The organism is Bacillus sp. AR8-1, from assembly GCF_008042345.1.
Taxonomy (GTDB): domain Bacteria; phylum Bacillota; class Bacilli; order Bacillales; family Bacillaceae_G; genus Bacillus_A; species Bacillus_A cereus.
Genome location: NZ_QNUB01000041.1, coordinates 173,541 through 198,839, shown reverse-complemented (window position 1 = coordinate 198,839; position 25,299 = coordinate 173,541). Strand labels below are relative to the sequence as shown.

The following is a 25,299-nucleotide window of genomic DNA, read 5'->3' as shown; positions in this document are numbered from 1 at the left end:
TGAATAGATATTAGTTAAGAAGAGGCTACTTATAATAGGCAGCCTCTCCTGCGTGTATTATGCATTATTATCGATACATCGTCCACATCCCAATGTCTTTAAACCCTAGTCGTTTATAAATTCGTCCAGCAGCTGGATTGTTATAAAATAAACAAAGTGTTCGGCCTTCTTTCGTAAAGTCTTGAATCATTTTTTGTAATATGAGTGAAGCGTAGCCATTTCCGCGATAATTCGGGTGTGTACATACACCAACTACCATAGCAGATAATGAATTTTCAGCGGAAGTAGAGGCGGATGCGATGATTGCACCGTCTTTTTCAATATAATATGTACGTCCTGTATTTGTTTCGATAGCCTGCCTTAATATTTTCTCTGATTCATTAGTAGTCGGAAATTCAGCGATGTCACTTCTTAATTGCATAATTCGCTCTACATCATCTAGTGTGGCAAGTTTAATTGTTTCTTGGATAGGCGTGCTAGGTAAGTTGTTGTCATTTAGACATTCGCAAAAATACATTTCATTTTTGGCGCCTAATTGTAGACTTGGAGAAGTTTCAAACCTTTCTACAATAGTTGACTTGCCAGAGAGTTTAAGCGGTTTATATGCGGAAAGAAGTGCCTCATAATCAATGGTAACAAAGTCTTCTTTACTATATGGTATAAATGAATCGTGGAATCGGAGTAGAATTGATTTTAATGCCCCATTCTCTTTAAATACTCCCCATAATTCTTGAAAATCTGTGTCATAACCGAAAGCTTCAATATCTCCAATAATAAACAAGTTAATGGCTGCTTCTTCTTTTAGGTAAGCGAATACTTGTTCATGATCTTTCTTTGTTAATTTTCGCATCATAACGAATCGACCTCTTTTTTATTTTTTCTAAATATTACAACTTAAGTTTTTTGAAATCAATATAAAATTTTATGTTTAGTTCACAAACTTTCGGAAAAACTAGGAAAGATATGACAAAGGAGGTTATGAACGGTGGATCATCCAATTCAAGGGTTAATGAAAGCAGCAATGGAAAATTTAAAAGAAATGGTTGATGTAAATACGATTGTTGGAGAGCCTGTTCAAACGGCTGACGGTGGTGTGGTGTTAACGGTTTCTAAAGTAGCGTTCGGTTTTGGAGCAGGAGGTTCTGATTTCCAAACGAATGATGGACAAAGAGCGAACGGTAACCCTGCATTTGGTGGCGGTAGCGCGGGTGGTGTTTCTATTACACCAGTAGCATTTCTTGTGGTGAATAAAGATGGAGTAAATATTCTTCATTTACAAAATGCGACACATTTAGCAGAAAAAATGATTGAATTAGCTCCACAAACAATTGATAAAATTCAATCGATGTTCCAAAAAGAAGAAAAGAAAGAGGGAAATCATCATCCTCAAAACCCTGATGAAATCCTTTAAAAACGCCTGCTTATGAGCAGGCGTTTTTTCTTGTAATCACTATGTAATAAAACACATGAAATTGTAAATAGTTTTTGAAGTTTTTTCTATGTTTCTAAAATTTTTCATGTTAAAATATGCTATAGAATTGAAACATATAAAACGAAGGTGGCTAGGTGCTTTGTCTGGAGGATCTGACCAAGTAAAGAATATGATATATATTAATGGTAATCGTCGAGGTCATTGTTTTATTACATCAGGAATTACGTTTAAAGAGTTTGCGAGTAACATCCCTTCACCGCTTCATCAAGTGTTGCTTTTGAAGCACAACTTTGAATGGACGGATTTTCATTATCATACTTTATTTGAATATGTTGAGGAAGAAAATATACATAAGTTAATTCAAGCAGAGATTGATGAATTTGATGAATTTTGTTGGGTAGATTTTGATGATGCAAGCGATTTAGATGAATTAGAGCCGAAAGAAATTGCAGAATTATTATATTTGGCTCACAAAAAAGAACCACTTGCAAGAACATTCTTTCCGTTACTGAAAAATAGATTTGTTTATTTTTCACATGATGACGGATGGTACAACAAAGTGTATTATCGTAGAATTGCCGATTTTGTAGGAATGTTAAGTAAAGTCATTCCGTATAAACTCGGTGCTTTCGGTAAGAAACGTTTTTCTTTCTTTCAAAAATCAAAAATTTTCCCAGCGATTTCAAAAGAATTGATTATGGGACTTATTCCACTAATGGAAGATGGTCTTTACATTGATCTAGCAGGAAAAATTGAGTCAAGAAGAGGTCTTGAAATTCCGGTATATGTAGTTGGTTCGTATGAAAGTACGGATGAGGTACTAGATAACATTGATGAATTGAAAGAACAAGCAACAGAAACAGGTTGGCTCATTTTTGATAAGAAAGAACAAGAGTGGCAATGGGTTGTTGACTAAGAAAACTTGGCGCATGAAGTCAAGTTTTCTTGTCATTTGAAAGGAGAAAAAATGAAGAAATATTATACAATTGTGGGTATTGTAAGTATTATTCTCGTGGCGATACTACTTATTACTTGTCCGAAAGAATCTGATTTTAATTTGTATTTAGAGGATAAGTATGCGTTGAATTGTAATGAGAGTAGTTTTGAATGCACGCAAAATGTAGATGGTAAAAAAGAAAAACTACAATTTGAAAGTACAGATGCACGAAATGGTGTATTCTTTATGACTGTAAAGCAAACATTTAAAACAGAAGCTGGTGTTTCAAAAGAATATAGCGGAGTAGGAATGTTTGGTACATTTCTTTTTGTTTCAGAGAAGACTTTCTAGTAATAGAAGGTCTTTTTTTTATGCTTATGTTCATATAGATGAAGTAAGACAAGCATAGGAGGGATAGCGATGAAGAACACATGTATCGTTTGCGGTGGTGAGGAGTTTTTTTCCTCAACATTATATGCACGTACGAAACAAGATTGGGCATATGCACCAAACATGTATCGGTTTGAAAAAGTATTTATTGAGCATAGGGATGAAGAAAATTATCCAGTGTTTCAAGAAATTACAGCGAAACATTGTTGTGGATGCGGTCATATTATGTTGTATCATGAATGAACACACCAAGTATAACTTGGTGTGTTTTTTTAAAACGCTGACAAAGCAAGCGGATAAAGTAAAGTAAATAAAACAGAAAAACTACCAAAACCAATTGCTGTATATCCAAGTGTTCTTGCTCCGAAATTGACAGCTAATAGGCCAACTAAAATTGCTAGGGAGCCGAGCGTAACTGGATAAAAAGCAATGGAGAATAACGAAAGAAATAAAGCGACATAGCCTACCATTGCGCCGGTATTTGTACCTTCTATTTCATTTGCAATTTCTTTACGCTTATGTCTAATTGGTATGCCAGCTGGTGATATTTCAGCAGCATACTCTTCGTTTTTTTCACCACTTTTAAAATGATGATTTCTCTTTCTTCGCATGTACATCCCTCTCTTTCAATTGGGTGTACCTATAGTATCTTACATAAAGGTAAGAACATGAGTATGAGTTAAACCCAAGTAAAGCAAAAAATGGAGAATACGTATTCCATCGTTAACATATCCATTTCCTATTGAAGATAAAGTGCGGGATTTTTTCCATCACGACTGATTATCAGCCAGCAACAATTGGATTTTTATGAGCAGTTCTCTCCCATTAACTGGTCCTCATCCATTGAATTTTGAGGTAGGTGTCTTACTGCAAGCGGGATAAAACAGGAATTTTGGAAAATGATGTAGAATGAAATGAATGATAATACGTGAAGGTAGGGGAATGTATGACAACATTTAATTGGCATGAATCAGCAGAGAAGAAATGGGATAGTAGTGCGGAGTTTTGGAATAAAAATAGTCAGGAAATGTGGGATAGCGGGAGTAGGAGCACAATTATTCCGTTTTTTGAACAATACGTAAAGAAAGAAGCACAAGTGCTCGATGTTGGTTGTGGTGATGGGTACGGTACATATAAATTAAGTAGCGCAGGCTATAAAGCAGTGGGAGTAGATTTATCGGAAGTGATGATTCAAAAAGGTAAGGAGCGCGGAGAAGGACCAAATTTATCTTTTATAAAAGGAGATCTTTCTGCATTACCATTTGAAAATGAGCAATTTGAATCAATTATGGCAATTAATTCTTTAGAGTGGACGGAAGAGCCATTACGAGCGTTAAATGAAATAAAGCGTGTGTTAAAGAAAGATGGATATGCATGTATTGCAATTTTAGGACCGACAGCAAAGCCACGAGAGAACAGTTATCCTCGCTTGTATGGAAAAGACGTTGTTTGTAATACGATGATGCCTTGGGAATTTGAACAGTTAGCGAAAGAACAAGGTTTTAAAGTTATAGATGGCATCGGCGTATATAAGCGCGGAGTAAATGAGAAGATGTTAGGTCAACTACCTACAGAGTTACAACAATCGTTAACATTCTTATGGGTATTTATGTTAAAAAACGTATAAAGAAATGAAAGAATTTTTAGGAGGTAAATAAGTGCAGAAAATACAAAAAACTGATACAATATCATCAGAACCAATTAAAGGGGGACTAGGGTATATGACAACTACTACAACAGTGAAATCCGATATTGAAATCGCACAAGAAGCGAGTATGAAGAAGATTCAAGAAATTGCAGCTGATTTAAATATTTTAGAAGATGAATTAGAGCCATACGGGCATTATAAAGGTAAGTTATCTCTTGATATTTTTAAGCGCTTACAAGATGAGAAAGACGGTAAAGTTGTTTTAGTAACAGCAATTAACCCAACTCCAGCTGGAGAAGGTAAATCAACAGTAACAGTTGGTTTAGGTCAAGCTTTTAACAAAATTGGTAAGAAAACAGTAATTGCACTTCGTGAACCATCTCTTGGACCGACGATGGGATTAAAAGGTGGAGCAGCAGGTGGCGGTTTTTCACAAGTCGTACCAATGGAAGACATTAACCTTCACTTTACTGGAGATATCCATGCGATCACAACTGCTAATAACGCATTAGCAGCGTTTATTGATAATCATATCCAACAAGGAAACACACTTGGAATTGATACGCGTAAAATTGTTTGGAAACGCTGTGTTGACTTAAATGATCGTGCCCTTCGTAACGTAGTAATTGGTCTTGGTGGACCTGTACAAGGTGTACCACGTGAAGACGGTTTTGACATTACAGTCGCATCTGAAATTATGGCTGTATTCTGCCTTGCAACAGATATTCAAGACTTAAAAGCGCGTCTATCTCGCATCGTAGTTGCTTATAACTTTGCAAATCAACCTGTAACGGTTAAAGATTTAGGTGTAGAAGGTGCGTTAACGCTATTATTAAAAGACGCATTAAAACCAAACTTAGTACAAACATTAGAAAATACACCAGCTATCATTCATGGCGGACCATTTGCGAATATCGCTCACGGTTGTAACAGTGTTATCGCTACAACAATGGCAGCAAAATTAGGTGATTATGTTATTACAGAAGCTGGATTCGGTGCTGATTTAGGCGCTGAGAAGTTTTTAGATATTAAAGCTCGTGCAGCTGGTATCAAACCAGAAGCAGTTGTTATTGTTGCGACTATTCGTGCACTTAAAATGCATGGCGGCGTAGCAAAAGATCAATTAAAAGAAGAAAATGTAGATGCATTAGCAAAAGGTATGGAAAACTTACAGAAGCATGTTGAAACAATTCAAAGCTTCGGTGTGCCTTTCGTAATTGCAATTAATAAATTCATTACAGATACAGATGCAGAAGTTACATACTTACAAGAGTGGTGTAATGAGCGTGGCTATGCAGTATCCTTAACAGAAGTTTGGGAGAAGGGTGGCCAAGGCGGAGTTGACCTTGCTGAAAAAGTACTAAAAGAAATCGAAAAAGGTGAGAACAACTACGCACCACTTTATGAATTAGAATTACCATTAGAAGAAAAAATTCGTACAATTGCTCAAAAAGTATATGGCGCAAAAGATATTGAATTTGCCCCGAAAGCACGTAAGCAATTAGCTCAATATGAAGGAGAAGGTTGGAGTAACCTACCAGTTTGTATGGCGAAAACACAATACTCTCTTTCTGACGATGCAACGAAATTAGGTCGTCCATCCGACTTTATCGTTACAATTCGTGAGCTAAAACCATCTATCGGTGCAGGTTTTATCGTTGCGTTAACAGGTACAATGTTAACAATGCCAGGTCTTCCAAAACAACCAGCAGCACTTCAAATGGATGTAAATGAAGATGGAAAAGCAGTAGGTTTATTCTAAAAGGTTGTAATTCATCTCGTTTATCTGTAAACTATATATACATCAAGTGGCGCCTTTCCATCGAAAGGCGCCTGTTTTTTGGAGGAAATTATGTTTGATCCAACTGCTTTTGACAATTTAAAAGTAATCGTAGAAGGTGCTGTGTATGATTTTGATCTACATGGAGATATTCTTGTAACAGATCGAAAAGATATGATGGACCTTGCCTCATTAAGTCGTATATATCATATCTCATTTCAATTAACAGAACCGTTCGAACCATTAGTAGAAGCAACATTTTCATTATCTGTGGATGCAAAGAACTTGTCTGGTGAAATACTAGAAGTGCCTCAGTTTACACCAGGTTGTGAAATGAAGCTAGCATTTTCATTCCCGTTAGAACAACCAGAAGTAGGATGCGAAGAAATTGAAACTTTAATGCGTTCTATATGGGGAAAAGAAAGAATGATTATGCAGAAAGTTTCATACGAATATAATAAGCAAGCGATTTCATATCATAATAAGGTAGAGGTTCTATTTCAAAAAGCGATTACAGAAGACCATGTTGATGATTTAATAGCTGTTATTTCACACATGATAGAAACGGTGCGAACAATACAGCATTTTCTTCAAAAATAGAGATAAAGGAGAAAAACAAATGATAAAAGATATGCAACCATTTTTACAACAAGCTTGGGAGAAGGCTGGTTTTAAAGAATTAACTGAAATTCAAAAACAAGCGATTCCAACTATTTTAGAAGGACAAGACGTTATAGCTGAATCTCCAACTGGAACAGGAAAAACGTTAGCGTACTTATTACCCCTTTTACATAAAATTAATCCTGAAGTAAAACAGCCACAAGTTGTTGTTTTAGCGCCAACACGTGAACTTGTAATGCAAATTCATGAAGAGGTTCAAAAGTTTACAGCAGGAACTGAAATTTCAGGTGCATCTTTAATTGGTGGCGCAGATATTAAGCGCCAAGTTGAAAAATTAAAGAAACATCCGAGAGTAATTGTCGGTTCACCAGGACGTATTTTAGAATTAATTCGTATGAAAAAGCTAAAAATGCATGAAGTGAAAACAATTGTATTTGATGAGTTTGATCAAATTGTAAAACAAAAGATGATGGGCGCAGTACAAGATGTAATTAAATCAACGATGCGCGACCGTCAATTAGTATTCTTCTCAGCGACAATTACCAAAGCGGCAGAAGACGCGGCACGTGATTTGGCAGTTGAACCACAAGTGGTACGTGTAACACGTGCAGAGTCAAAAAGCTTAGTTGAGCATACGTACATCATTTGTGAGCGACGCGAAAAAAATGATTATGTAAGAAGAATTATGCATATGGGCGATGTAAAAGCAGTTGCTTTCTTAAACGACCCATTCCGTTTAGATGAAATTACTCAGAAATTGCAGTTCCGTAAAATGAAAGCAGCAGCTCTTCATGCAGAAGCAGGTAAGCAAGAGCGTGAAGCAACGATGCGTGCATTCCGCGGCGGAAAATTAGAAATTCTACTTGCTACTGATATTGCAGCACGCGGTATTGATATTGATGATTTAACACATGTAATTCACTTAGAATTACCGGACACAGTAGACCAATATATTCACCGCTCAGGACGTACAGGACGTATGGGTAAAGAAGGAACTGTCGTATCTCTTGTAACTCCACAAGAAGAGCGCAAATTACTACAATTTGCGAAAAAACTAGGCATCGTATTTACGAAGCAAGAAATGTTCAAAGGAACATTTGTAGAATCGAAGCCACCAGCACCTAAGAAAAAGAAACCAGCATTTACTGGGAAGAAAAAGCCTAGATAAATAATGGGGAAGGCGTAACTATTTATAGTTACGTCTTTTTGTTTGTAATTGAATAACAAAGGGAATTTAAATGTATCTATCTTATAAGAAATATCGATAAGGGTGAATCATTTCTCATTTAGTTTGTACAAGGAAGTAATATAAAAAAGTCGAATATTAAACTGATGCGAAATAATAAAAAGAAGGTACATATATGGATAGGAAATTAGGAATGTTTTTGAATACGAAACATATTGAAGTAAACGAAGGAATACAAAAAGCAAGGGAATGGGATTTAGAATATACTCAATTATATGCTATGAATAAAAACTTCAACTTAGCTAATATTCCAGTGGTAGAATGGACTGCTTTAAAGAAAAGCTTATCTTTTAATGGGATAAAGATTCCATCATTAGCAATTAGTTTTGGAGAAAATGGAATTACAGGAACAGAAGCTGACAGTGCAATAAATCAGATTAAATATATTACTGACAGAGGTTTGGAGCTGGGAGCAAAGATAATAACAGCTCATATTGGGAAAGTTCCAGATGATGAAAAAAGTGAGAGCTATGATAAAATGGTGCGGGTTTGTTATGAGATAGGGGAATTAGCATTCAAATTTGGGGGAGTCTTTGCTATTGAGACAGGATCTGAAAAAGCAATAGTATTAAAACGATTTTTAGAAAATGCAAACTCGAAAGGACTAGCTGTTAACTTTGACCCAGCAAATTTAATAAGTGATGTAAATGAAAATCCGTTAGAAGGTTTATTACTATTAAAAGATTATATAGTACAAACTCATATTAAAGATTGTAAAGAAGTGAAAAGTAATAGTTCAAGTAAGTATATAGAAGTAGGGGTAGGAAATGGTGAAGTGGATTTCGATATATTCTTCAAAGTATTAGATGAAATTGGATTCGACGGATATAACATGATTGAAAGAAACAATTATTTTGACGAACTGGATGGGATGAGTCAGTCGATAAATTTTGCAAAGAAGTACATACCAACTCAAAAGGAATAACGATACCAGCTGTAGAAAGCTACATAGAATGTAAAAAAACAATAGGAGGAATACAAATGATTCATAAAGTAGGACAAATTATGTTATATGTAAATAATCAAGATGAGGCAGTAAATTTTTGGACGGAAAAGGTAGGGTTTCATGTAGTTGCGGAGGAAGATAACAAGCAAGGAATGAGATGGATTGAAATTGCTCCAACTAATGGTGCTGAAACGAGCATTATATTACATAATAAAGAAGTTATTTCGAAAATGAGCCCAGAATTAAATCTTGGTACACCGTCCTTAATGTTCTTCTCAGAAAATCTGGATCAATTATATGCAGGTTTAAAAAATAAAAATGTTACTGTTGGAGAAATGGTAACTATGCCTTCTGGTAAAGTGTTTAACTTTGCTGATAGTGAAGGGAATTATTTTGCGGTTATGGAGAAGAATCAATAATAATATTGCTATGTGAAAATCCCCCTCAAATATATTGAGGGGGATTAAATCTTTGAAGTGGATTTTTCATGAGAGAGTTGTTTAATAAAAAATGCACCTTTTTCAATAGCGGTTTCAATGTAACCGACAATTTGATTAAACGTAAACACCTGTAAGTCTTCATGCAAATGTTGCTCGGGATACAACATATCTTCAAAAAGATACTTTCGAAAAGCTAAAACGTTTTCTTTAGAAACCTCTTCAATATCCACAATGTGAGCCTCTTGATTGAGAAGAGAGAAGAGCTGTTGTTCTTTATCGTAATGATGAAGCAACTTTGCATTTAACAATTTAAAATCGTTATAGTACAGGGGTGCGATAGTTTCGTCATTTTCTATTCTATTTTTTAGCCATGGTAGAAAAAAGCCACTTAGCCAATTATCATCGGCAATGAGGTGGGTGTAATAGCCTAAAATAAAGGGGGAATCTATATGTGCTTCGTATTTATGAAAAAATGAATCATAATCTATTCTTCTCGTATAGTTCTTCGTTGTACCAGCATAAAAATGTGAGGTTCCTTTTTCTTTTTTTGAATGAACAGCATCAGGGGCTACAGCTCCAAGTAAGAAAGAAGTTTTATCTTGAATAGATAGTTTCTCAGCAATACCGTTAGCGATAATAACATGCATAATTCGTGATCCCATGAATGCCACCTCTGTTTCAAGTATTCATTTCAGGAAGAAGACTGAACAGTTAGTATTACTTTCCCTGTACTTTTTCTACTTTCGACCCATTCATGTGCTTTCCCTGCATCTTGAAGGGGAAAAGATTTTGTAGCTTTCATTTGCAAACTTCCGTCACGCAAATAACGGAAAACTTCATTTGCCGTTTCTTGGAGTAGTTCAGGACGTTTTTTCCGTGTAGTGCCAAAGCTAAAGCCTAGTATAGAGCGGCAACTTGCGTGTAAATCTTTCGTTTTGAAATTGCCAATTTTACCGCTTGCATTACCGAAATGAACGAGGCGACCGTAATAAGCTAGGCAGTTTAAACTTCTTTCAGAGACAGTTCCAGAAATAGAGTCCAAAATTATATTCACTCCTTCTCCGTTTGTCAGCTCATTGACTTTCTCTACAAAATCTTCATCTTGATGACAAATAACATAATCAGCTCCAGCATCTAAAGCGATTTCTTTTTTCGTTTCACTTCCGACAGTACCGATAACTGTTCCAGCCCCTAATCGTTTTGCAAGTTGAATCGCGGTAGTACCAATTCCGCCAGCAGCTGCATGAATCAGCACGGATTCATTTTGTTGAAGCCTTGCAACATTCACGAGTAAATTATAGCTTGTGAAAGATACGATCGGACAAGCAGCTGCAGTTTGAAAGTCGACTTCATGGGGTAAAACGAAAGTGAGATTTTCATTTGAAACAACGTACTCTGCGTAAGATCCATTTTGAGGAAAAGCAATGACACGCTGTCCAGGTTGAATATTTTTCACATGAGAACCGACGCGTTCTACAATACCAGTTGCATCTATTCCTGGAATAAAAGGTAGTGCTTTATTTCCTTTTTTGCCATAACGTGATTTAATATCAGCGAAATTTACACTAGTAGCAACAACGCGAATTAAAACTTGATCTTCTGAAATAGCCGGTATATCCAAATCTGTATATTTCATCACTTCAGGACCACCGAACGACGTTACAACGATAGCTTTCATCATATATCCTCCTAAATTTGACTATATAAATCATTTTAAATCTTTATCAGAAATTGGAAAATTATATAATAGTTATGCGTGGTTATAAGTGAAGCTTATGAACTCATCAGATCATAATATTAATTTATATAAAAAATTTTTTCGGAAAAATCGAACGAAATATGAATTACTTGTCAATATATAGTGTAAGGCAAAGGAGGGCTGGAATATGAAGGCTGAAATAGATTACGCACATTTAATTCGATTAACTTTATCAGGAAATAAAGAAGCGTATAGCGAATTGTATGATGTAACGATTCAAGAAGTATATAAAACAGCACATTTTTTAATTGAAGATAAAACGGATGTAGATGATGTCGTTCAAGAAGTATACATACAGCTATATGAATCGCTTCGTAAATATGATAGCGAGAAGCCATTTCGCCCTTGGCTAATTGGGCTTGCGATTAAACAAATTCATTCTTATAGAAGAAAGAGGTGGATGCGACTACGAATTATGAAAAAAGCAGAAGAGCAAAGAAAGCCAGTGCAAATTGATTTTTCTAACGATGTTGTAAGTAAAATATCAAACCAAAAACTAATCAAACTCATTCATAAATTACCGTATAAATTGAAACAAGTTATTATCTTAAGATACTTATACGAATATTCACAAGAAGAAGTAGCACAAATATTACATATTCCAATTGGTACAGTGAAGTCTAGAATTCATGCGGCATTAAAGAAACTACGTCAAAAAGAGCAAGTAGAAGAAATCCTTTTAGGAGAGGTAGGGAATGTGAAATGAGTTTAGATTGTAGAGTTAGAGAATCTATACGAGAAGAAGCGAAGGGGATTGTTGCCCCGCCGGAGTTAAAAGAAAAAGTAATTGTTCAAATCAAAATGAATCGCGGGGGAAGTAAGGTGAAGAAACGTTTTATCGCCGGAGTGCTTGCAGCAGCATTTTTAATCCCTACGACCGGTTTTGCATATCAATCTATTATGGCGGATGGTATATACGGATCTTTTGAGAATTTAAAAAAACACGCCGGAGCGATGACATTAGAGACGTATATGCGTTTTAATGCAAAATTATCAGAAGCGAAAGATGAAATGAGTTCGAAGGAATATGAAGAGTTTACAAAAGAACTGAAAAAATTAACTAATGCAAAGCTTGCGTACGGGGATTCGAACGGTAATATAGATTATGATCAATTATCACCAGCTAAAAAAGAGGAATTGAAAAAGGTAGTAATGGAGCTTCATCCGTATTTTGATAAATTAAATGGCCATAAATCTAGTAAAGAAGTATTAACGCAAGAAGAGTTTGATCATCGCTATATGGAAGCTTTAATGACACATGAAATAGTACGAGTGAAGACAAAATCAACTGGTGCAATAAAAATAGAAGAAGTACCTGAGGCGTACAAAGAAAGATTTATTAAAGCGGAGCAGTTTATGGAGTATGTAGATGAAAAGGTGAGATAAGTAAAAAAGCTCAAAGCTTTAGTTTTGAGCTTTCTTTATTAAAAGAAAATAGAGCATTCAATTATATTTTTTCATCGTTGCATTGTCCTTTTGTATAAAACAATCTAAAAGGGAATAACCAGCTATTAAACTAATAATCGTAACAAAAGTTGTATTTATTAGAATAATATTAACTAAATAAGGTAGGTATTCGGCAAGTGGTGAAAAGAGTAGTGCTGGGGAAAAGGAAATAAATAGTGTAGGCACTGTAATAGCAATAAATTTATCCGGTTGAAAGCTCCAGTTTTGTTTACTCGTTTCGCGATTAATAGATTGAAGGAATCGTAATAAAATGCCAACTATAAGAGGGAAGAGTGTAAAGTAGAATAATCTTGGATAAACGTTAAAGTTCACTTGTGCATCTGTATCTAAATAAAATTGAATTTTTACTCCTACAAATAATAATAAGACGATAAATAATGTGAAGCAGAGGTATAGCATCACTTTTTGCATTATATTCCACCATCCTTTACTCAAAATATATTCGAAAAAAGAAGAGATATACAATAACTACTGTTGTATATCTCTTCTTTTACTGTTAGTTAATAGTGGAGTTTGCTTTTTCTTGCTTCGTGAAATAATCAATAATGCCCATTGCGCTAATTTCTATATCTAGATGTAAAATATTATAAACGGAATGATCTGATGGAACGTTTAACTTTGTAAGATGAGAAGAGATTTTATCCATTAACAAAGTTTGTAAAGCTTTAGTTGCTTCATCGAAATCATTATACTTTTCAAAGACTTCCTTACCAGTATGAACGAAAATAGGTAGCCAATATTCCAGTTGATTATATACTTCTGTAACATGAGAGGATGCACCGTAATGACCGAAATAAATAGTATCTACATTCATACTTTGAATGTGATTTTTAGAAGTAATCATCGCATCTGGTTGGAATTGTGAAGGGGACGTTGATGGTAGATATAACTCTACATCAACGTCTGCGAGTTCTCTATAATAAATTCCAATTGTATCGCCAGTAAAAATCCCGTTTGTTAATGAATCGTGAATGCTAATATGGTGCTTCGCATGTCCTGGTGTATCATAAAATGTAAGGGTGCGGTCTTTTGCAATTTTTAACGTATCACCATGTTGTACAATATGAACACGTTCTTCTTCAATTGGAAGAATTGGATCAAAGAGTTTATCGAAATCTTCTTTGTAGACAGCTTTTGCACCTAAAATAAGTTTTGTTGGATCAATCATATGACGAGCACCACGAGAATGCACATATAACGTAGCATTTGGGCACTTTTCCATCATTAAACCAGCTGCGCCAGCGTGATCTAAATGCACATGTGTAACGATAATGTTTTTAACATCGTTTAAATCAATATGTAATTGTTGTAAGCCGTCTAAAATATACGGAAGAGAAGGGGCTGCACAAGTTTCAATTAAAGTAATATCGTCACCTAATAAAACGTACGTACCTGTTCGTTCATTATGCTGTAAATCGAAATCATCAATAAGATATAGGTGAGAAGATAATTGCTCTACTTTTTTCATAGTTACCACTCCTTATATACTGCATGTTTTTATTATACGCTAAAATAGAAAAAAGGCAGAAAACGAAGCTCGTCTTCTGCCTTTTTGTAATATTATTATTTCGTTTGTTGTTTATTAATAGACATAATGAACAGTCCAACAATCCCGCCTGCTAATGGAAGCATAATCTCTCCTGCTAAATTAAAGTAGGAGCTTAAGAATAAACCATTTACATCGATTACCCAGCCAGTAACATACAATAACATCATATATAGTACGAAATAAAACTCGCGATTTGAAATCGTTTCATGTTGTGCAGTTTTCATAATGAACACCATCCTTTTCTTTTATAATGGAATATAAACTGTCACATTTTGTTCACATTTCAATTGTAAAACTTTCCATCATAAAAGTCTAGTAGTTTGTGTCGAATTTTCGAACGGAAATAAAGCGCTATCATTACAACTTATAAGTACGTAATAAGAGCTGTATATTCACGAATGTAGTATAGTATAAACATAGAATGATAGTGAAGAGAGGGGCAAAGACAATGACAGTTTATGATTTTTCAGCTAAAACAATTACAGGTGAAGAAAAATCGTTAAAAGATTACGAAGGAAAAGCACTTCTTATTGTCAATGTAGCTAGCAAATGTGGTTTCACACCACAATATAAAGGATTACAAGAGGTATATGATAAATATAAAGACCAAGGACTCGAAATACTCGGATTTCCTTGTAACCAATTCGGGGGACAAGAACCAGGTACAGAAGCGGACATTACTAGTTTTTGTGAATTAAACTACGGTGTAAACTTCCCGATGTTTGCAAAGGTTGATGTGAAAGGTGATAAGGCTCACCCTCTATATACATACATGACAGAACAAGCACCAGGTTTACTTGGTATGAAAGCAGTGAAATGGAATTTTACGAAGTTTTTAATCGGAAAAGACGGGAAAGTAGTAGGGCGTTTTGCTCCGCAGACGAAGCCGGTAGATTTAGAGGTTGAGATTGAGAAGGTGCTTGGGGAATAAGTAGGAGTTTCACTTTATTAAAAAACGTCTCAAAGAACAATGTAGTTCTTTGAGACGTTTTCTTTAAACTCAAATTTTCAAGATTAAATAACTGTATCAAAGCCATCTGATTTAGGTAGAGAAGCTGCTTTTTTCATAAGCACTTCCCATAAGTGTACGGATTTCTTCCATTCTACCGTAGCCTGCCCCTGTTGATACATAGCGTTCTCATAACTGGCAGTAAGTTGTTGCATATCGGCCGAGTTGTAAAGTGTATCGATATGGAGAGCGTATTCTCGGAATGTTTGACTTTCACCCCGTGGTATGCCAATTCTCGCAAATTGTTTTAAAAGTGCACCGTAAGCTTTTTGATAAACAGCATCATCTTTTCGGTATTTATAGAAATGAATAATAAGAAATGTCATCCATTTCATTCTAGTGGTGAAGAGAATGTATCCTATAATACTAATTAGTATCGTAGAGAGGAATACGTACCACAAAGAAAAACTAGTTTTAGAATTTGTGACCTTTTTAGTAGAAGCTTCTTCTGTATTTTCAATTAAACTTTTAAGTTTTGCTTCATTATTTCGTTGTTGTATTTGCTCGTTATTAGAATTATTTGCTTCGCTATTTTGTGAAATAGGAGCAGGCGTATTATTTATAAAATTATAGGGATTAGTAAATCCTTTTGTCGGTTCGAATGGAATCCATCCGTATTCTGGGAAATATACTTCGACCCAAGAGTGTGCGTTATCGTTCGTGATTGTATAAACATCCTCACCTTCTGCAGAGGCAAGTGTATTGTCAAGAGTTCCTTCTGTATAGCCTTTCACCCAGCGAGCTGGAATCCCGGCAGAACGAAGTAGTACAATCATAGACGTCGAAAAATTATTACAGTAGCCGCTTTTTGTATCGAAAAGGAATTGATCTACATAATCTTGGCTTTTGGCAGGGAATGAGACATTCGTTGATTCGTATGTAAAAGAGTGGTCTGTGAAGTAATTTTCAATAGCTAATACTTTATCATATCGGTTGTCTTTATCATTTGTAAGATTGATAGCCAAGTCTTTTACGCGCTGTGGTAATGACTCGGGAAGTTGTGTGTACTTTGTCATAAAATAAGGATTTGTTTCCTGACCTTCATTTGTTTTTACAGCTTTCAAGTTTTTTATGGAAAACTCAGGGATCTCATATGTTACTTTATACGAATGTAAAGTAGTAGAAGAGTCTCCATTCATTGTATAAATTTTTTCTGAAAACGGGTCAACACTGTATGATACATCAGAAGAAGCCTCAACTGATACTAATCCTGCTGGATAGGTAAGGTGAGGGTAACTTTTTTGCATGGTAATTGTTGCCTCAGTAGTTTCCGTTTTTGTATTTTGTTCGTACCAGCTTACGACGTCGTTTTTATTTTTAAAAGAAACCTTTTTCGGATTTTCAGAAACCTCCCAGCCTTTTCCGGTATAAAAATCTTTCGTTTCGACTCTCCAATATTGTTTGTTTTGCGTTCGTGCTGTGAAAACAATTGTAGGATCCGCCTTAAAAGGACCACCTAATCGTGAGTCATCTAAACCATACCCAATTGTAGAAACTTTTTTTTCTTTACTTGCTTCATATGTGTTGAATTTTAAAAAATCCATTGGGTTTGGCCATTGAGGGCCAAATTTTGGAGCAAAGTATGCGATGGTTGCTAATAATACAATAAATATTGTAAGTGGTCTAAGTAATTTTGAGATTTCCCTAGCATAATTTTGTAAGTGTTCACGTTCTTTTATTCGTTCTACTTGAAGAAGACTAAGTATAAAAAAGCCGATGACAACAGTACGAATAATAGCGTAGTTTGCATTGTATAAATGTAAGTTATGAAAAGTTGCGATATAAATAATAGTCAATACAAGAAATAGAAACCCACGTTTTTTATGAATAATCCAAAATGAAGTAAAAGAACTCAAAAACCAAAATGAGAGAAAAAATAAAACCGTCGGAAAAACTGGAGAAATATCTAGTAAATTCCCTTGGAAAAACAGGGAGGAATTTCGAAACATATCAGAAAAGAATGCTGTTAGCCAAGATGGATTTATAAAAGCATTTTTATAATATAGGGAATGAATGATAAATAAGACTGTGACAATTTTTATTGGAATCTGCCACCTCGTTTGAAAAAAAGAGAGAGCGAAGCAAATTCCTATAAATGTTACGAAAATATCTAATCTACCTACATTTGTAATACCTATAAGAGGTCTTAGCCATTCTAGTAAAAGAAGAAATACACATGCATGCATGAAGAATCTGTTCGTATCCCACTTGTATTTTGCTTGTAATGTTATCATTTGCTCACCTCAAAAAACACGTTTGTATACCGGTTTTCATAAACCATGTTTACAAATATTTGTCGTTTTTTTAGAGTTTCTAGTATACTGAGTTCTCGGTGTGAAAGTTGATTCGCTTTTTCTTTCACGACAAAAATCATACATTTTCTATTTCTTATAGCGGCACAATCAGCCGCCTTTTGAATATCGGGAGAAAGATTACTTGTCACGAGTATAACCGTGACGGGCTCATAAATTTTTCTTAGTTCCATGTCTACACTCTGGGAGAGCGGGAATACACTGTCTGCTTGCACTTTTGCTAAATGACAAAGGATTTGTTGTAACTGCGTATCTCCATTGTCTAAAGGGAAAATAGTTTGTTCTTTTCCGATAGACACGAATGATGCTGGTGAATTTTGTTTCAAGACAGCCCTTACGATAGAGGCAGTAAATGTGACGACTGATTCGAATAGAGGAGACTCGGTTCTGTCTATGAATATCATGACATTATGGCTGCGCTGTTGTTCAAACTCTTTTGTCATAATATTGTTTGTTCGTGCAGTTGCTTTCCAATCAATCCATGAAAAGCGATCACCAGGTTTATAGTCTCTGACACCGACAGAGATTGTAGAGTCTTTTGCTGAATTTATATTTGCTGAAAGCGCTCCTTGTTCGAAATGATTTTCCAATTGTCGATATGCTATATCTACATACTGGGGATAGACTAAAAATGTATCTGGAACTGAAAAAGTTACTTCTTTCTCTATCATGCCGAATAAATCGCCAGTTTTGACACGAACGCTTGAAAAAGTGTGCTCGCCTCTAGGGATTGTGTCAATAACATATTGAAACGAAATATTTCGTTTCAATCCTGGGAAGAGTACTACCTTATTCATCTTTGTTTGTTTACAACTTATAAATTGTGGTGGCAGTTCATCTTCTATAACTAAATAAAGTAAGGGAAAAGGAAATTTTCTTTTTATTGTAATCGTGCTTACAAATTGTTCTCCTACTACATATCCATTTTGGTTTGTTATTCGTTTTACTTCAGCGTCCCGTAAAGCGTAGAAGGAGAGTAGTAGCGAATAAAGAGCAATGGGAATTATGCTGTAAAACAAAAACCAACTGACAAACCCTCCTTGAAGCATAGCGTACACAAATGTTAAGACTAGACATAAAGGGAGTAGCAATAACTTCATAACGTGATATAGCGCTCGCAGCATTCGTTTCATCAAGGGTTCATCGTCCTTTGAGTAGGCACGGTAGTTCGTGCAACGATTTTTGCGATAACTTGTTCTCCAGTTATTCCTTCAAATTTTGCTTCCATTTTTAAAATGAGTCTATGTGCTAAAACGTAAGGAGCTAAAAATTTAACATCGTCTGGAATAACATAATTTCTGCCATGGATAAATGCATAAGCTTGTGAAGCTTTCATTAAAGCAATTGAGCCACGTGGACTTGCACCTAGCTGTATAGAACTGTACGTACGAGTCTGATTAACAAGTTTTACAATGTAATGCTTAATTGCTTTGTCCATACTTACTACCCGTACGCTTTGTTGTAAATAAATTAATTCTTCTATTGTAGTAATGGTCTGTAATTGAGAGAGTGGATTTGTTTTTTCCATCCGGTTTAAAATTTCAAATTCTTCTTCTGGTGTAGGATATCCCATTTTTAGTTTCAATAAGAAACGATCGAGCTGAGCTTCTGGTAGAGAATATGTTCCTTCATATTCGACCGGATTTTGTGTAGCCATGACAAAGAACGGCTTTGGTAAAGGCCTTGTAATGCCATCGATTGTAATATTGCCTTCTTCCATACATTCAAGTAAAGCAGATTGTGTCTTTGGAGATGTACGATTAATTTCATCAGCAAGTACAAAATTCCCCATAATTGGTCCAGGCTTGAACTCAAATTGGAGCTCTTTCGGATTATAAATAGAAACTCCTGTTACATCTGACGGCAATAAATCAGGTGTAAATTGAATTCGCTTATAATCAGCATCAATGGATTTAGAAAGAGCACGTACTAGCATTGTTTTCCCGACACCAGGAACATCTTCTAATAGCACATGACCGTCAGCTAAGAGAGCTGTCAAAGCTAAGATCGTTTCTTTTCGTTTTCCGACCATTATTTTTTCAATATTATTGATTATTTTTTCTACAGTGGGATGTAATGAATCAAGCTGGGGCATCATAATCCTCCTAATGTTATTATCGTTTTCTAATCTATTTAGTGGACATATTTCTAATTCTATTTGTAGATAGTAAAACTTTTACCTTAAATTCTGAGAATATTCAGATTATTTATTTCGATTACATCTAGTATAATTGTTTCCGTAACTAAGGGCAATACAGTAAATAATGATTTGTAGTTTTATGTAAAATCAGACTCGATATAAAATAATAACATTGGGAAAAAATTTTTTACATACAATTTATACTCTTTTCCTTATGGCAGTTTTGAAATAATATCAAAACTCTTTTTCTTTTGCAAAATAGTCGATACCTCAAAATACCATTCTCCTAATAATTAAGATTAACCATAATCTTCACAACGGAACACAAGATTTTCTCACAAACTTATTTTCTACTGAATTTTTGACAATCTCTTGAACTGTGCGAAATGTCACATCTGTATTTTACAACCTCTCTTATAGTAAGGGTATGTAAGAGAGACGTATTAAAGGAGTGAACAGTATGAAGAAAAAAACTTCAGCACTAATGAGACGTTTAAAATATTTTTCACCAATAGATCGTTATAACGATAATCATACACAAGAAACATATGAAGATCGCGAATGGGAAAATGTGTACAGAAAGCGTTGGCAGCATGATAAAGTAATTCGTTCTACACACGGCGTGAACTGTACTGGTTCATGTAGCTGGAATATATATGTGAAAGATGGAATTGTGACGTGGGAAGGGCAGGAGCTTAACTATCCAACGACAGGTCCTGATATGCCAGATTTTGAACCGCGAGGATGCCCACGTGGAGCAAGTTTTTCTTGGTACATTTATAGTCCACTTCGTGTGAAATATCCGTATGTACGTGGTGTTCTTTGGAGTATGTGGCAAGATGAACTACAAAATAACGAGTCACCACTAGATGCTTGGAAAAGTATTGTGGAAAACCCTGAAAAAGCACGTAAGTATAAGCAGGCGCGTGGTAAAGGTGGATTTATTCGTGCGAATTGGGATGAAGTATTACAACTCGTTTCAGCTTCTCTACTTTATACAGTAATTAAATACGGGCCAGATCGAAATGTTGGCTTTTCACCAATTCCAGCTATGTCGATGTTAAGTCATGCTGCTGGTAGTCGTTTTATGCAACTTATGGGTGGGCCGATGCTTAGTTTCTATGATTGGTACGCAGATTTACCACCAGCTTCTCCGCAAATTTGGGGCGATCAAACAGATGTACCAGAAAGTAGTGACTGGTATAACTCTGGTTACATTATGACATGGGGTTCAAATGTACCGATGACGAGAACACCAGATGCTCACTTTTTAGCAGAGGTTCGATATAAAGGAACGAAAGTCGTTTCTGTCAGTCCTGACTTCGCTGAATCTACAAAGTTTGCGGATGATTGGATTAGTGTGAAACAAGGTACAGATGGTGCACTTGCGATGGCAATGGGGCATGTGATCTTACAAGAATTTTACGTAGATAATCAAGTGGAATATTTCACAAAGTATGCGAAGCAATATACTGATTTTCCTTTCTTTGTCACATTGAAACAAAAAGGAGATCAATTCGTTGCTGATCGTTTCTTAAACGCTGCTGATATTGGACGCGAAACGAAGTTAGGAGAATGGAAACCTGTTCTTTGGAACGAGAACACGAATGATTTTGCAACACCTCAAGGCACAATGGGCTCACGTTGGGATAACGAAAAGAAATGGAACTTGCGTTTAGAAGATGAAGAAACAGGTGAAAAGATTGATCCACGTCTTTCTTTACTTGGAATGGAAGAAACGATTGGAACGGTACAAATTCCGTACTTCTCTGATGATGGAAACAAAGTATTAGAACGTACAATTCCAGTGAAAAAGGTTATGACAGAAGAAGGCGAAGTGTTCGTTACAACTGTATACGACTTAACGTTAGCAAATTACGGGGTGAACCGAGGGTTTGGCGGACAAGAGCCGAAAGACTTCAATGATGATGTACCGTTTACACCTGCATGGCAAGAGAAAATGACAGGAGTGAAACGAGAACTAATTATTCAAATCGCTCGTGAGTTCGCACAAAATGCCGCTGATACAAATGGTCGCTCGATGATTATTGTTGGAGCTGGTATTAACCATTGGTTTAATTCTGATACGATTTATCGCGCAGTTTTAAATCTTGTTCTTCTAGTTGGGGCACAAGGAGTAAACGGCGGGGGATGGGCGCATTATGTTGGTCAAGAAAAGTTACGACCTGCAGAAGGATGGCAAACAATCGCGATGGCAAAAGATTGGCAAGGGCCACCAAAATTACAAAATGGTACGTCTTTCTTCTATTTCGTAACAGATCAATGGCGCTATGAAGATACACCTGTTGGACATTTAGCATCACCAATTGAAGGTAACTCACGTTATCAACATCACGGTGATTACAATGTATTAGCAGCACGACTCGGCTGGTTACCTTCTTATCCAACATTCGAGAAAAATGGAATTGAATTATATAAAGAAGCTGTTGCTGCTGGTGCAACAACGCAAGAAGAAATCGGAAAATATGTTGCACAAAAATTAAAAGAAAAAGAACTGAAATTTGCGATTGAAGATCCTGATAATAAAAACAACTTCCCGCGCAACTTATTCGTTTGGCGTGCGAATTTAATTTCAAGTTCTGGTAAAGGGCATGAATATTTCTTAAAACATTTATTAGGTACAACAAACGGATTAATGAATGACGATAGTGATTCATTACGACCAGAAGAAATTAAGTGGCATGAAGAAGCACCAGAAGGGAAGCTTGATTTACTCATTAATTTAGATTTCCGTATGGCTGGAACAGCGCTGTATTCTGATATCGTCTTACCTGCTTCAACTTGGTACGAAAAACATGATTTAAGTAGTACAGATATGCATCCATTTGTGCATCCATTTAATCCAGCAATCGGTTCACCGTGGGAAGCACGCTCTGACTGGGATATTTTCACTTCACTTTCTAAAGCTGTGTCAGATTTAGCGAAGAAAATAGATCTTGAACCAATGAAAGAAGTTGTTGCAACACCACTTCTTCATGATACACCGCAAGAATTAGCGCAACCACTTGGCAAGATTAAAGATTGGAGTAAAGGTGAATGTGAACCAATCCCGGGTAAAACGATGCCACAAATTCATGTTGTTGAAAGGGATTATAAAACGATTTATGACAAAATGACAGCACTTGGACCAAATGCCGGAAAACAACCGATTGGTACGAAAGGGATCTCTTGGTCAGCAGAAAAAGAGTATGAGCAATTAAAGAGCAAATTAGGAGTTGTTCGAACGGATACTATTGCGAAAGGTTGCCCAGACATAAAAGAAGCAATCAATGCTGCTGAAGCGGTATTAACGCTTTCTTCTACAACAAACGGTCATATGGCAGTAAAAGCATGGGAAGCACTTGAAAAACAAACAGATCTAAAATTACGTGATTTAGCAGAAGAACGTGAAGAAGAATGCTTTACATTCGAACAAATTACAGCACAACCGAAAACAGTAATTACTTCTCCGGCCTTTACAGGTTCAGAAAAAGGTGGACGACGTTACTCACCGTTTACAACAAATGTGGAACGTCTTATTCCTTGGAGAACGATAACTGGTCGACAATCTTTCTACTTAGACCATGACATGATGAAAGAATTTGGTGAAACGATGGCAACATTTAAACCAATTCTGCAACATAAACCGTTCCGTAAGTCACGCCCTGAAGTAGAAGGGAAAGAGATTACACTAAACTATTTAACACCGCATAATAAGTGGTCGATTCATAGTATGTATTTCGATTCATTACCGATGTTAACGCTGTTTAGAGGTGGTCCAACTGTTTGGATGAATAAAGAGGACGCTGCAGAAGCTGGCGTTGCTGATAATGATTGGATCGAGTGCTTTAACCGTAACGGTGTTGTCGTAGCGCGTGCTGTTGTAACGCACCGTATACCGAGGGGAATGGCATTTATGCACCATGCGCAAGATCGCCACATTAACGTGCCTGGTACGAAATTAACAAGCACCCGTGGGGGAACGCATAATAGTCCAACCCGTATCCATGTTAAACCAACACATATGATTGGTGGATATGGCCAATTAAGCTATGGATTTAACTATTATGGTCCGACTGGGAACCAGCGTGATTTAAATGTTGTAATCCGTAAACTGAAGGAGGTAGATTGGCTTGAAGATTAAAGCGCAAGTCGGAATGGTAATGAACCTAGATAAATGCATCGGCTGTCATACTTGTAGCGTAACGTGCAAAAACACCTGGACAAATCGTCCAGGTGCGGAATATATGTACTTCAATAACGTAGAAACGAAGCCTGGAATTGGTTATCCGAAACAATGGGAAGATCAGGAGAAATATAAAGGCGGCTGGGAATTGAAAAATGGTGAAATTCAGCTGAAATCTGGTTCGAAAATGAAACGTCTTATGAACATTTTCCACAATCCAGATCAACCAACAATTGATGATTACTTTGAACCTTGGAATTATGATTATGAAACATTAACAAATAGCCCGCAGCGTAAGCATCAACCAGTTGCTCGTCCAAAATCAGCAATTACAGGCGAATTTATCGACAAAATTGAATGGGGTCCGAACTGGGAAGATGATTTAGCTGGTGGACATATAACAGGATTACAAGATCCGAACGTAAAGAAAATGGAAGAAGAAATTAAAACAGATTTTGAAAACGTCTTTATGATGTATTTACCACGCATATGTGAACATTGTATGAATCCGTCTTGCGTATCATCTTGTCCATCTGGTGCGATGTATAAACGTGAAGAAGACGGCATTGTTCTTGTAGATCAAAATGCATGTCGTGCTTGGAGGTTCTGCGTATCATCTTGTCCATATAAAAAAGTGTATTTTAACTGGCAAACGAATAAAGCTGAAAAATGTACAATGTGTTTCCCGCGTATTGAGGCTGGTATGCCAACAATTTGTTCAGAAACATGTGTGGGACGTATCAGGTATATTGGGGTAATGCTATATGACGCTGACAAAGTAAAAGAAGCAGCTTCTGTTGAAGACGAAAAAGATTTATATGAATCTCAGCTTACTGTTTTCCTAGATCCAAATGATCCAGAAGTAGCAGCTGAAGCGAAAAAACAAGGCATTCCTGAAGAATGGATTAAAGCAGCACAAGAGTCACCAATCTATAAAATGATTATCGATTGGAAAATTGCTCTGCCTCTTCATCCAGAGTACCGTACAATGCCGATGGTTTGGTATATTCCGCCGCTTAGCCCAATTATGAATATGGTGGAAGGGAAAGGCAGTAACTGGCAAGCAGAAGAGATTTTCCCTGCTATCGATAATATGCGTATTCCAATTCAATATTTAGCGAATTTACTCACTGCAGGAGATGAATCACACATTCGTCTTACATTGAAGAAAATGGCTGTTATGCGAACGCATATGAGAGCGCTGCAAATTAATAAAGAGCCAAATGAAGCTGTATTAAAAGAACTTGGTTTAACGAAACAGGATGTAGAAGATATGTATCGTCTTCTTGCTATTGCGAAATATAAAGATCGCTTCGTCATTCCGGGCACTCACCGTGAACAAGTGGCAGATTTATATAGCGAACAAGGAAGCTGTGGTTTAGCATTCGCAGGTGGTCCAGGCTCTTGTATGACAATTTCTTAAATAAAGGGGGCAGA

The 25,299-nt window shown here is 36.1% G+C and carries 25 protein-coding genes; 15 read left to right on the top strand and 10 right to left on the bottom strand.

What is annotated here, in order from left to right; translation table 11 throughout:
* Positions 1-67: 67 nt before the first annotated feature.
* Positions 68-853, bottom strand: coding sequence for a GNAT family N-acetyltransferase (locus DN400_RS24080; protein WP_147801977.1), 786 nt, complete (start codon positions 851-853; stop codon positions 68-70).
* A 132-nt stretch (positions 854-985) separates the two neighbouring features.
* On the opposite strand from DN400_RS24080, the gene ytfJ reads away from it, so the two are divergent.
* The 4 genes from ytfJ (at position 986) to DN400_RS24060 (ending at position 3,002) form a co-directional block, all read left to right on the top strand.
* Entirely contained in the window at positions 986-1,411 is a 426-nt protein-coding gene (gene ytfJ / locus DN400_RS24075; RefSeq protein ID WP_000349991.1) for a GerW family sporulation protein, read from the top strand.
* A gap of 160 nt (positions 1,412-1,571) precedes the next feature.
* Positions 1,572-2,348, top strand: a complete 777-nt coding sequence (locus DN400_RS24070; RefSeq protein ID WP_000014088.1) for a hypothetical protein — start codon at positions 1,572-1,574, stop codon at positions 2,346-2,348.
* 51 nt (positions 2,349-2,399) lie between these two features.
* Positions 2,400-2,720, top strand: a complete 321-nt coding sequence (locus tag DN400_RS24065) for a hypothetical protein (RefSeq protein ID WP_000761185.1) — start codon at positions 2,400-2,402, stop codon at positions 2,718-2,720.
* Positions 2,721-2,789: 69 nt separating this feature from the next.
* Complete coding sequence (locus tag DN400_RS24060) at positions 2,790-3,002, top strand: hypothetical protein (protein WP_000798747.1); 213 nt, start codon at positions 2,790-2,792, stop codon at positions 3,000-3,002.
* A 29-nt stretch (positions 3,003-3,031) separates the two neighbouring features.
* On the opposite strand, the gene DN400_RS24055 is transcribed toward DN400_RS24060, so the two are convergent.
* Positions 3,032-3,370: a hypothetical protein gene (locus tag DN400_RS24055; RefSeq protein ID WP_001253201.1), complete on the bottom strand. Its 339-nt coding sequence runs from the start codon at positions 3,368-3,370 to the stop codon at positions 3,032-3,034.
* Positions 3,371-3,705: 335 nt separating this feature from the next.
* Between DN400_RS24055 and DN400_RS24050 the strand changes: the two genes are divergently transcribed.
* From DN400_RS24050 to DN400_RS24025, 6 genes are all read left to right on the top strand, one after another.
* The gene (locus DN400_RS24050; RefSeq protein ID WP_000206577.1) at positions 3,706-4,386 is read left to right on the top strand and encodes a class I SAM-dependent methyltransferase; all 681 of its coding nucleotides are present in this window, start codon (positions 3,706-3,708) and stop codon (positions 4,384-4,386) included.
* A gap of 94 nt (positions 4,387-4,480) precedes the next feature.
* A complete protein-coding gene (locus DN400_RS24045) occupies positions 4,481-6,169 on the top strand; it encodes a formate--tetrahydrofolate ligase (protein WP_014482011.1) in 1,689 nt (562 codons plus the stop codon).
* Positions 6,170-6,259: 90 nt separating this feature from the next.
* Positions 6,260-6,787 (top strand): hypothetical protein, encoded by a 528-nt coding sequence (locus DN400_RS24040; RefSeq protein WP_000460216.1) that lies wholly within the window; start codon positions 6,260-6,262, stop codon positions 6,785-6,787.
* A 19-nt stretch (positions 6,788-6,806) separates the two neighbouring features.
* A complete protein-coding gene (locus DN400_RS24035) occupies positions 6,807-7,976 on the top strand; it encodes a DEAD/DEAH box helicase (RefSeq protein WP_000588611.1) in 1,170 nt (389 codons plus the stop codon).
* 193 nt (positions 7,977-8,169) lie between these two features.
* On the top strand, positions 8,170-8,979 hold the full coding sequence (locus DN400_RS24030; RefSeq protein ID WP_000375208.1) for a sugar phosphate isomerase/epimerase family protein: 810 nt from the start codon (positions 8,170-8,172) through the stop codon (positions 8,977-8,979).
* A gap of 56 nt (positions 8,980-9,035) precedes the next feature.
* A complete protein-coding gene (locus DN400_RS24025) occupies positions 9,036-9,419 on the top strand; it encodes a VOC family protein (RefSeq protein WP_000581475.1) in 384 nt (127 codons plus the stop codon).
* A gap of 44 nt (positions 9,420-9,463) precedes the next feature.
* On the opposite strand, the gene DN400_RS24020 is transcribed toward DN400_RS24025, so the two are convergent.
* Positions 9,464-10,102 (bottom strand): zinc dependent phospholipase C family protein, encoded by a 639-nt coding sequence (locus DN400_RS24020; RefSeq protein ID WP_000535626.1) that lies wholly within the window; start codon positions 10,100-10,102, stop codon positions 9,464-9,466.
* 29 nt (positions 10,103-10,131) lie between these two features.
* The gene (locus DN400_RS24015) at positions 10,132-11,118 is read right to left on the bottom strand and encodes a quinone oxidoreductase family protein (RefSeq protein ID WP_000644636.1); all 987 of its coding nucleotides are present in this window, start codon (positions 11,116-11,118) and stop codon (positions 10,132-10,134) included.
* Positions 11,119-11,326: 208 nt separating this feature from the next.
* On the opposite strand from DN400_RS24015, the gene DN400_RS24010 reads away from it, so the two are divergent.
* Both DN400_RS24010 and DN400_RS24005 read left to right on the top strand, forming a co-directional pair.
* The gene (locus tag DN400_RS24010; RefSeq protein WP_000642665.1) at positions 11,327-11,905 is read left to right on the top strand and encodes a sigma-70 family RNA polymerase sigma factor; all 579 of its coding nucleotides are present in this window, start codon (positions 11,327-11,329) and stop codon (positions 11,903-11,905) included.
* A complete protein-coding gene (locus DN400_RS24005; protein WP_147801976.1) occupies positions 11,902-12,585 on the top strand; it encodes a DUF3600 domain-containing protein in 684 nt (227 codons plus the stop codon). Before DN400_RS24010 ends, DN400_RS24005 begins: the two co-directional genes overlap by 4 nt.
* A gap of 57 nt (positions 12,586-12,642) precedes the next feature.
* On the opposite strand, the gene DN400_RS24000 is transcribed toward DN400_RS24005, so the two are convergent.
* The 3 genes from DN400_RS24000 to DN400_RS23990 form a co-directional block, all read right to left on the bottom strand.
* Positions 12,643-13,077 (bottom strand): hypothetical protein, encoded by a 435-nt coding sequence (locus tag DN400_RS24000; protein WP_001174535.1) that lies wholly within the window; start codon positions 13,075-13,077, stop codon positions 12,643-12,645.
* 85 nt (positions 13,078-13,162) lie between these two features.
* Positions 13,163-14,134 carry an MBL fold metallo-hydrolase gene (locus DN400_RS23995; protein WP_000754965.1) on the bottom strand — a complete coding sequence of 324 codons (972 nt, stop codon included), beginning with the start codon at positions 14,132-14,134 and terminating at the stop codon, positions 13,163-13,165.
* A gap of 95 nt (positions 14,135-14,229) precedes the next feature.
* Complete coding sequence (locus DN400_RS23990; RefSeq protein ID WP_000844983.1) at positions 14,230-14,439, bottom strand: DUF3925 domain-containing protein; 210 nt, start codon at positions 14,437-14,439, stop codon at positions 14,230-14,232.
* A gap of 224 nt (positions 14,440-14,663) precedes the next feature.
* On the opposite strand from DN400_RS23990, the gene bsaA reads away from it, so the two are divergent.
* Positions 14,664-15,146, top strand: coding sequence for a glutathione peroxidase (bsaA, locus tag DN400_RS23985; RefSeq protein ID WP_000219434.1), 483 nt, complete (start codon positions 14,664-14,666; stop codon positions 15,144-15,146).
* An 83-nt stretch (positions 15,147-15,229) separates the two neighbouring features.
* On the opposite strand, the gene DN400_RS23980 is transcribed toward bsaA, so the two are convergent.
* From DN400_RS23980 to DN400_RS23970, 3 genes are read right to left on the bottom strand one after another with little or no spacing between them, the layout of a single operon-like run.
* Entirely contained in the window at positions 15,230-17,458 is a 2,229-nt protein-coding gene (locus DN400_RS23980) for a transglutaminase TgpA family protein (RefSeq protein ID WP_147801975.1), read from the bottom strand.
* Complete coding sequence (locus tag DN400_RS23975) at positions 17,455-18,669, bottom strand: DUF58 domain-containing protein (protein WP_147801974.1); 1,215 nt, start codon at positions 18,667-18,669, stop codon at positions 17,455-17,457. Before DN400_RS23975 ends, DN400_RS23980 begins: the two co-directional genes overlap by 4 nt.
* Complete coding sequence (locus tag DN400_RS23970; protein ID WP_001135799.1) at positions 18,669-19,631, bottom strand: AAA family ATPase; 963 nt, start codon at positions 19,629-19,631, stop codon at positions 18,669-18,671. The genes DN400_RS23975 and DN400_RS23970 overlap by 1 nt, the downstream gene beginning before the upstream one ends.
* A 505-nt stretch (positions 19,632-20,136) precedes the next feature.
* Between DN400_RS23970 and DN400_RS23965 the strand changes: the two genes are divergently transcribed.
* Positions 20,137-23,820 carry a nitrate reductase subunit alpha gene (locus tag DN400_RS23965; protein WP_000730786.1) on the top strand — a complete coding sequence of 1,228 codons (3,684 nt, stop codon included), beginning with the start codon at positions 20,137-20,139 and terminating at the stop codon, positions 23,818-23,820.
* Positions 23,810-25,285 (top strand): nitrate reductase subunit beta, encoded by a 1,476-nt coding sequence (narH, locus tag DN400_RS23960; protein WP_016512952.1) that lies wholly within the window; start codon positions 23,810-23,812, stop codon positions 25,283-25,285. Before DN400_RS23965 ends, narH begins: the two co-directional genes overlap by 11 nt.
* Positions 25,286-25,299 lie beyond the last annotated feature (14 nt).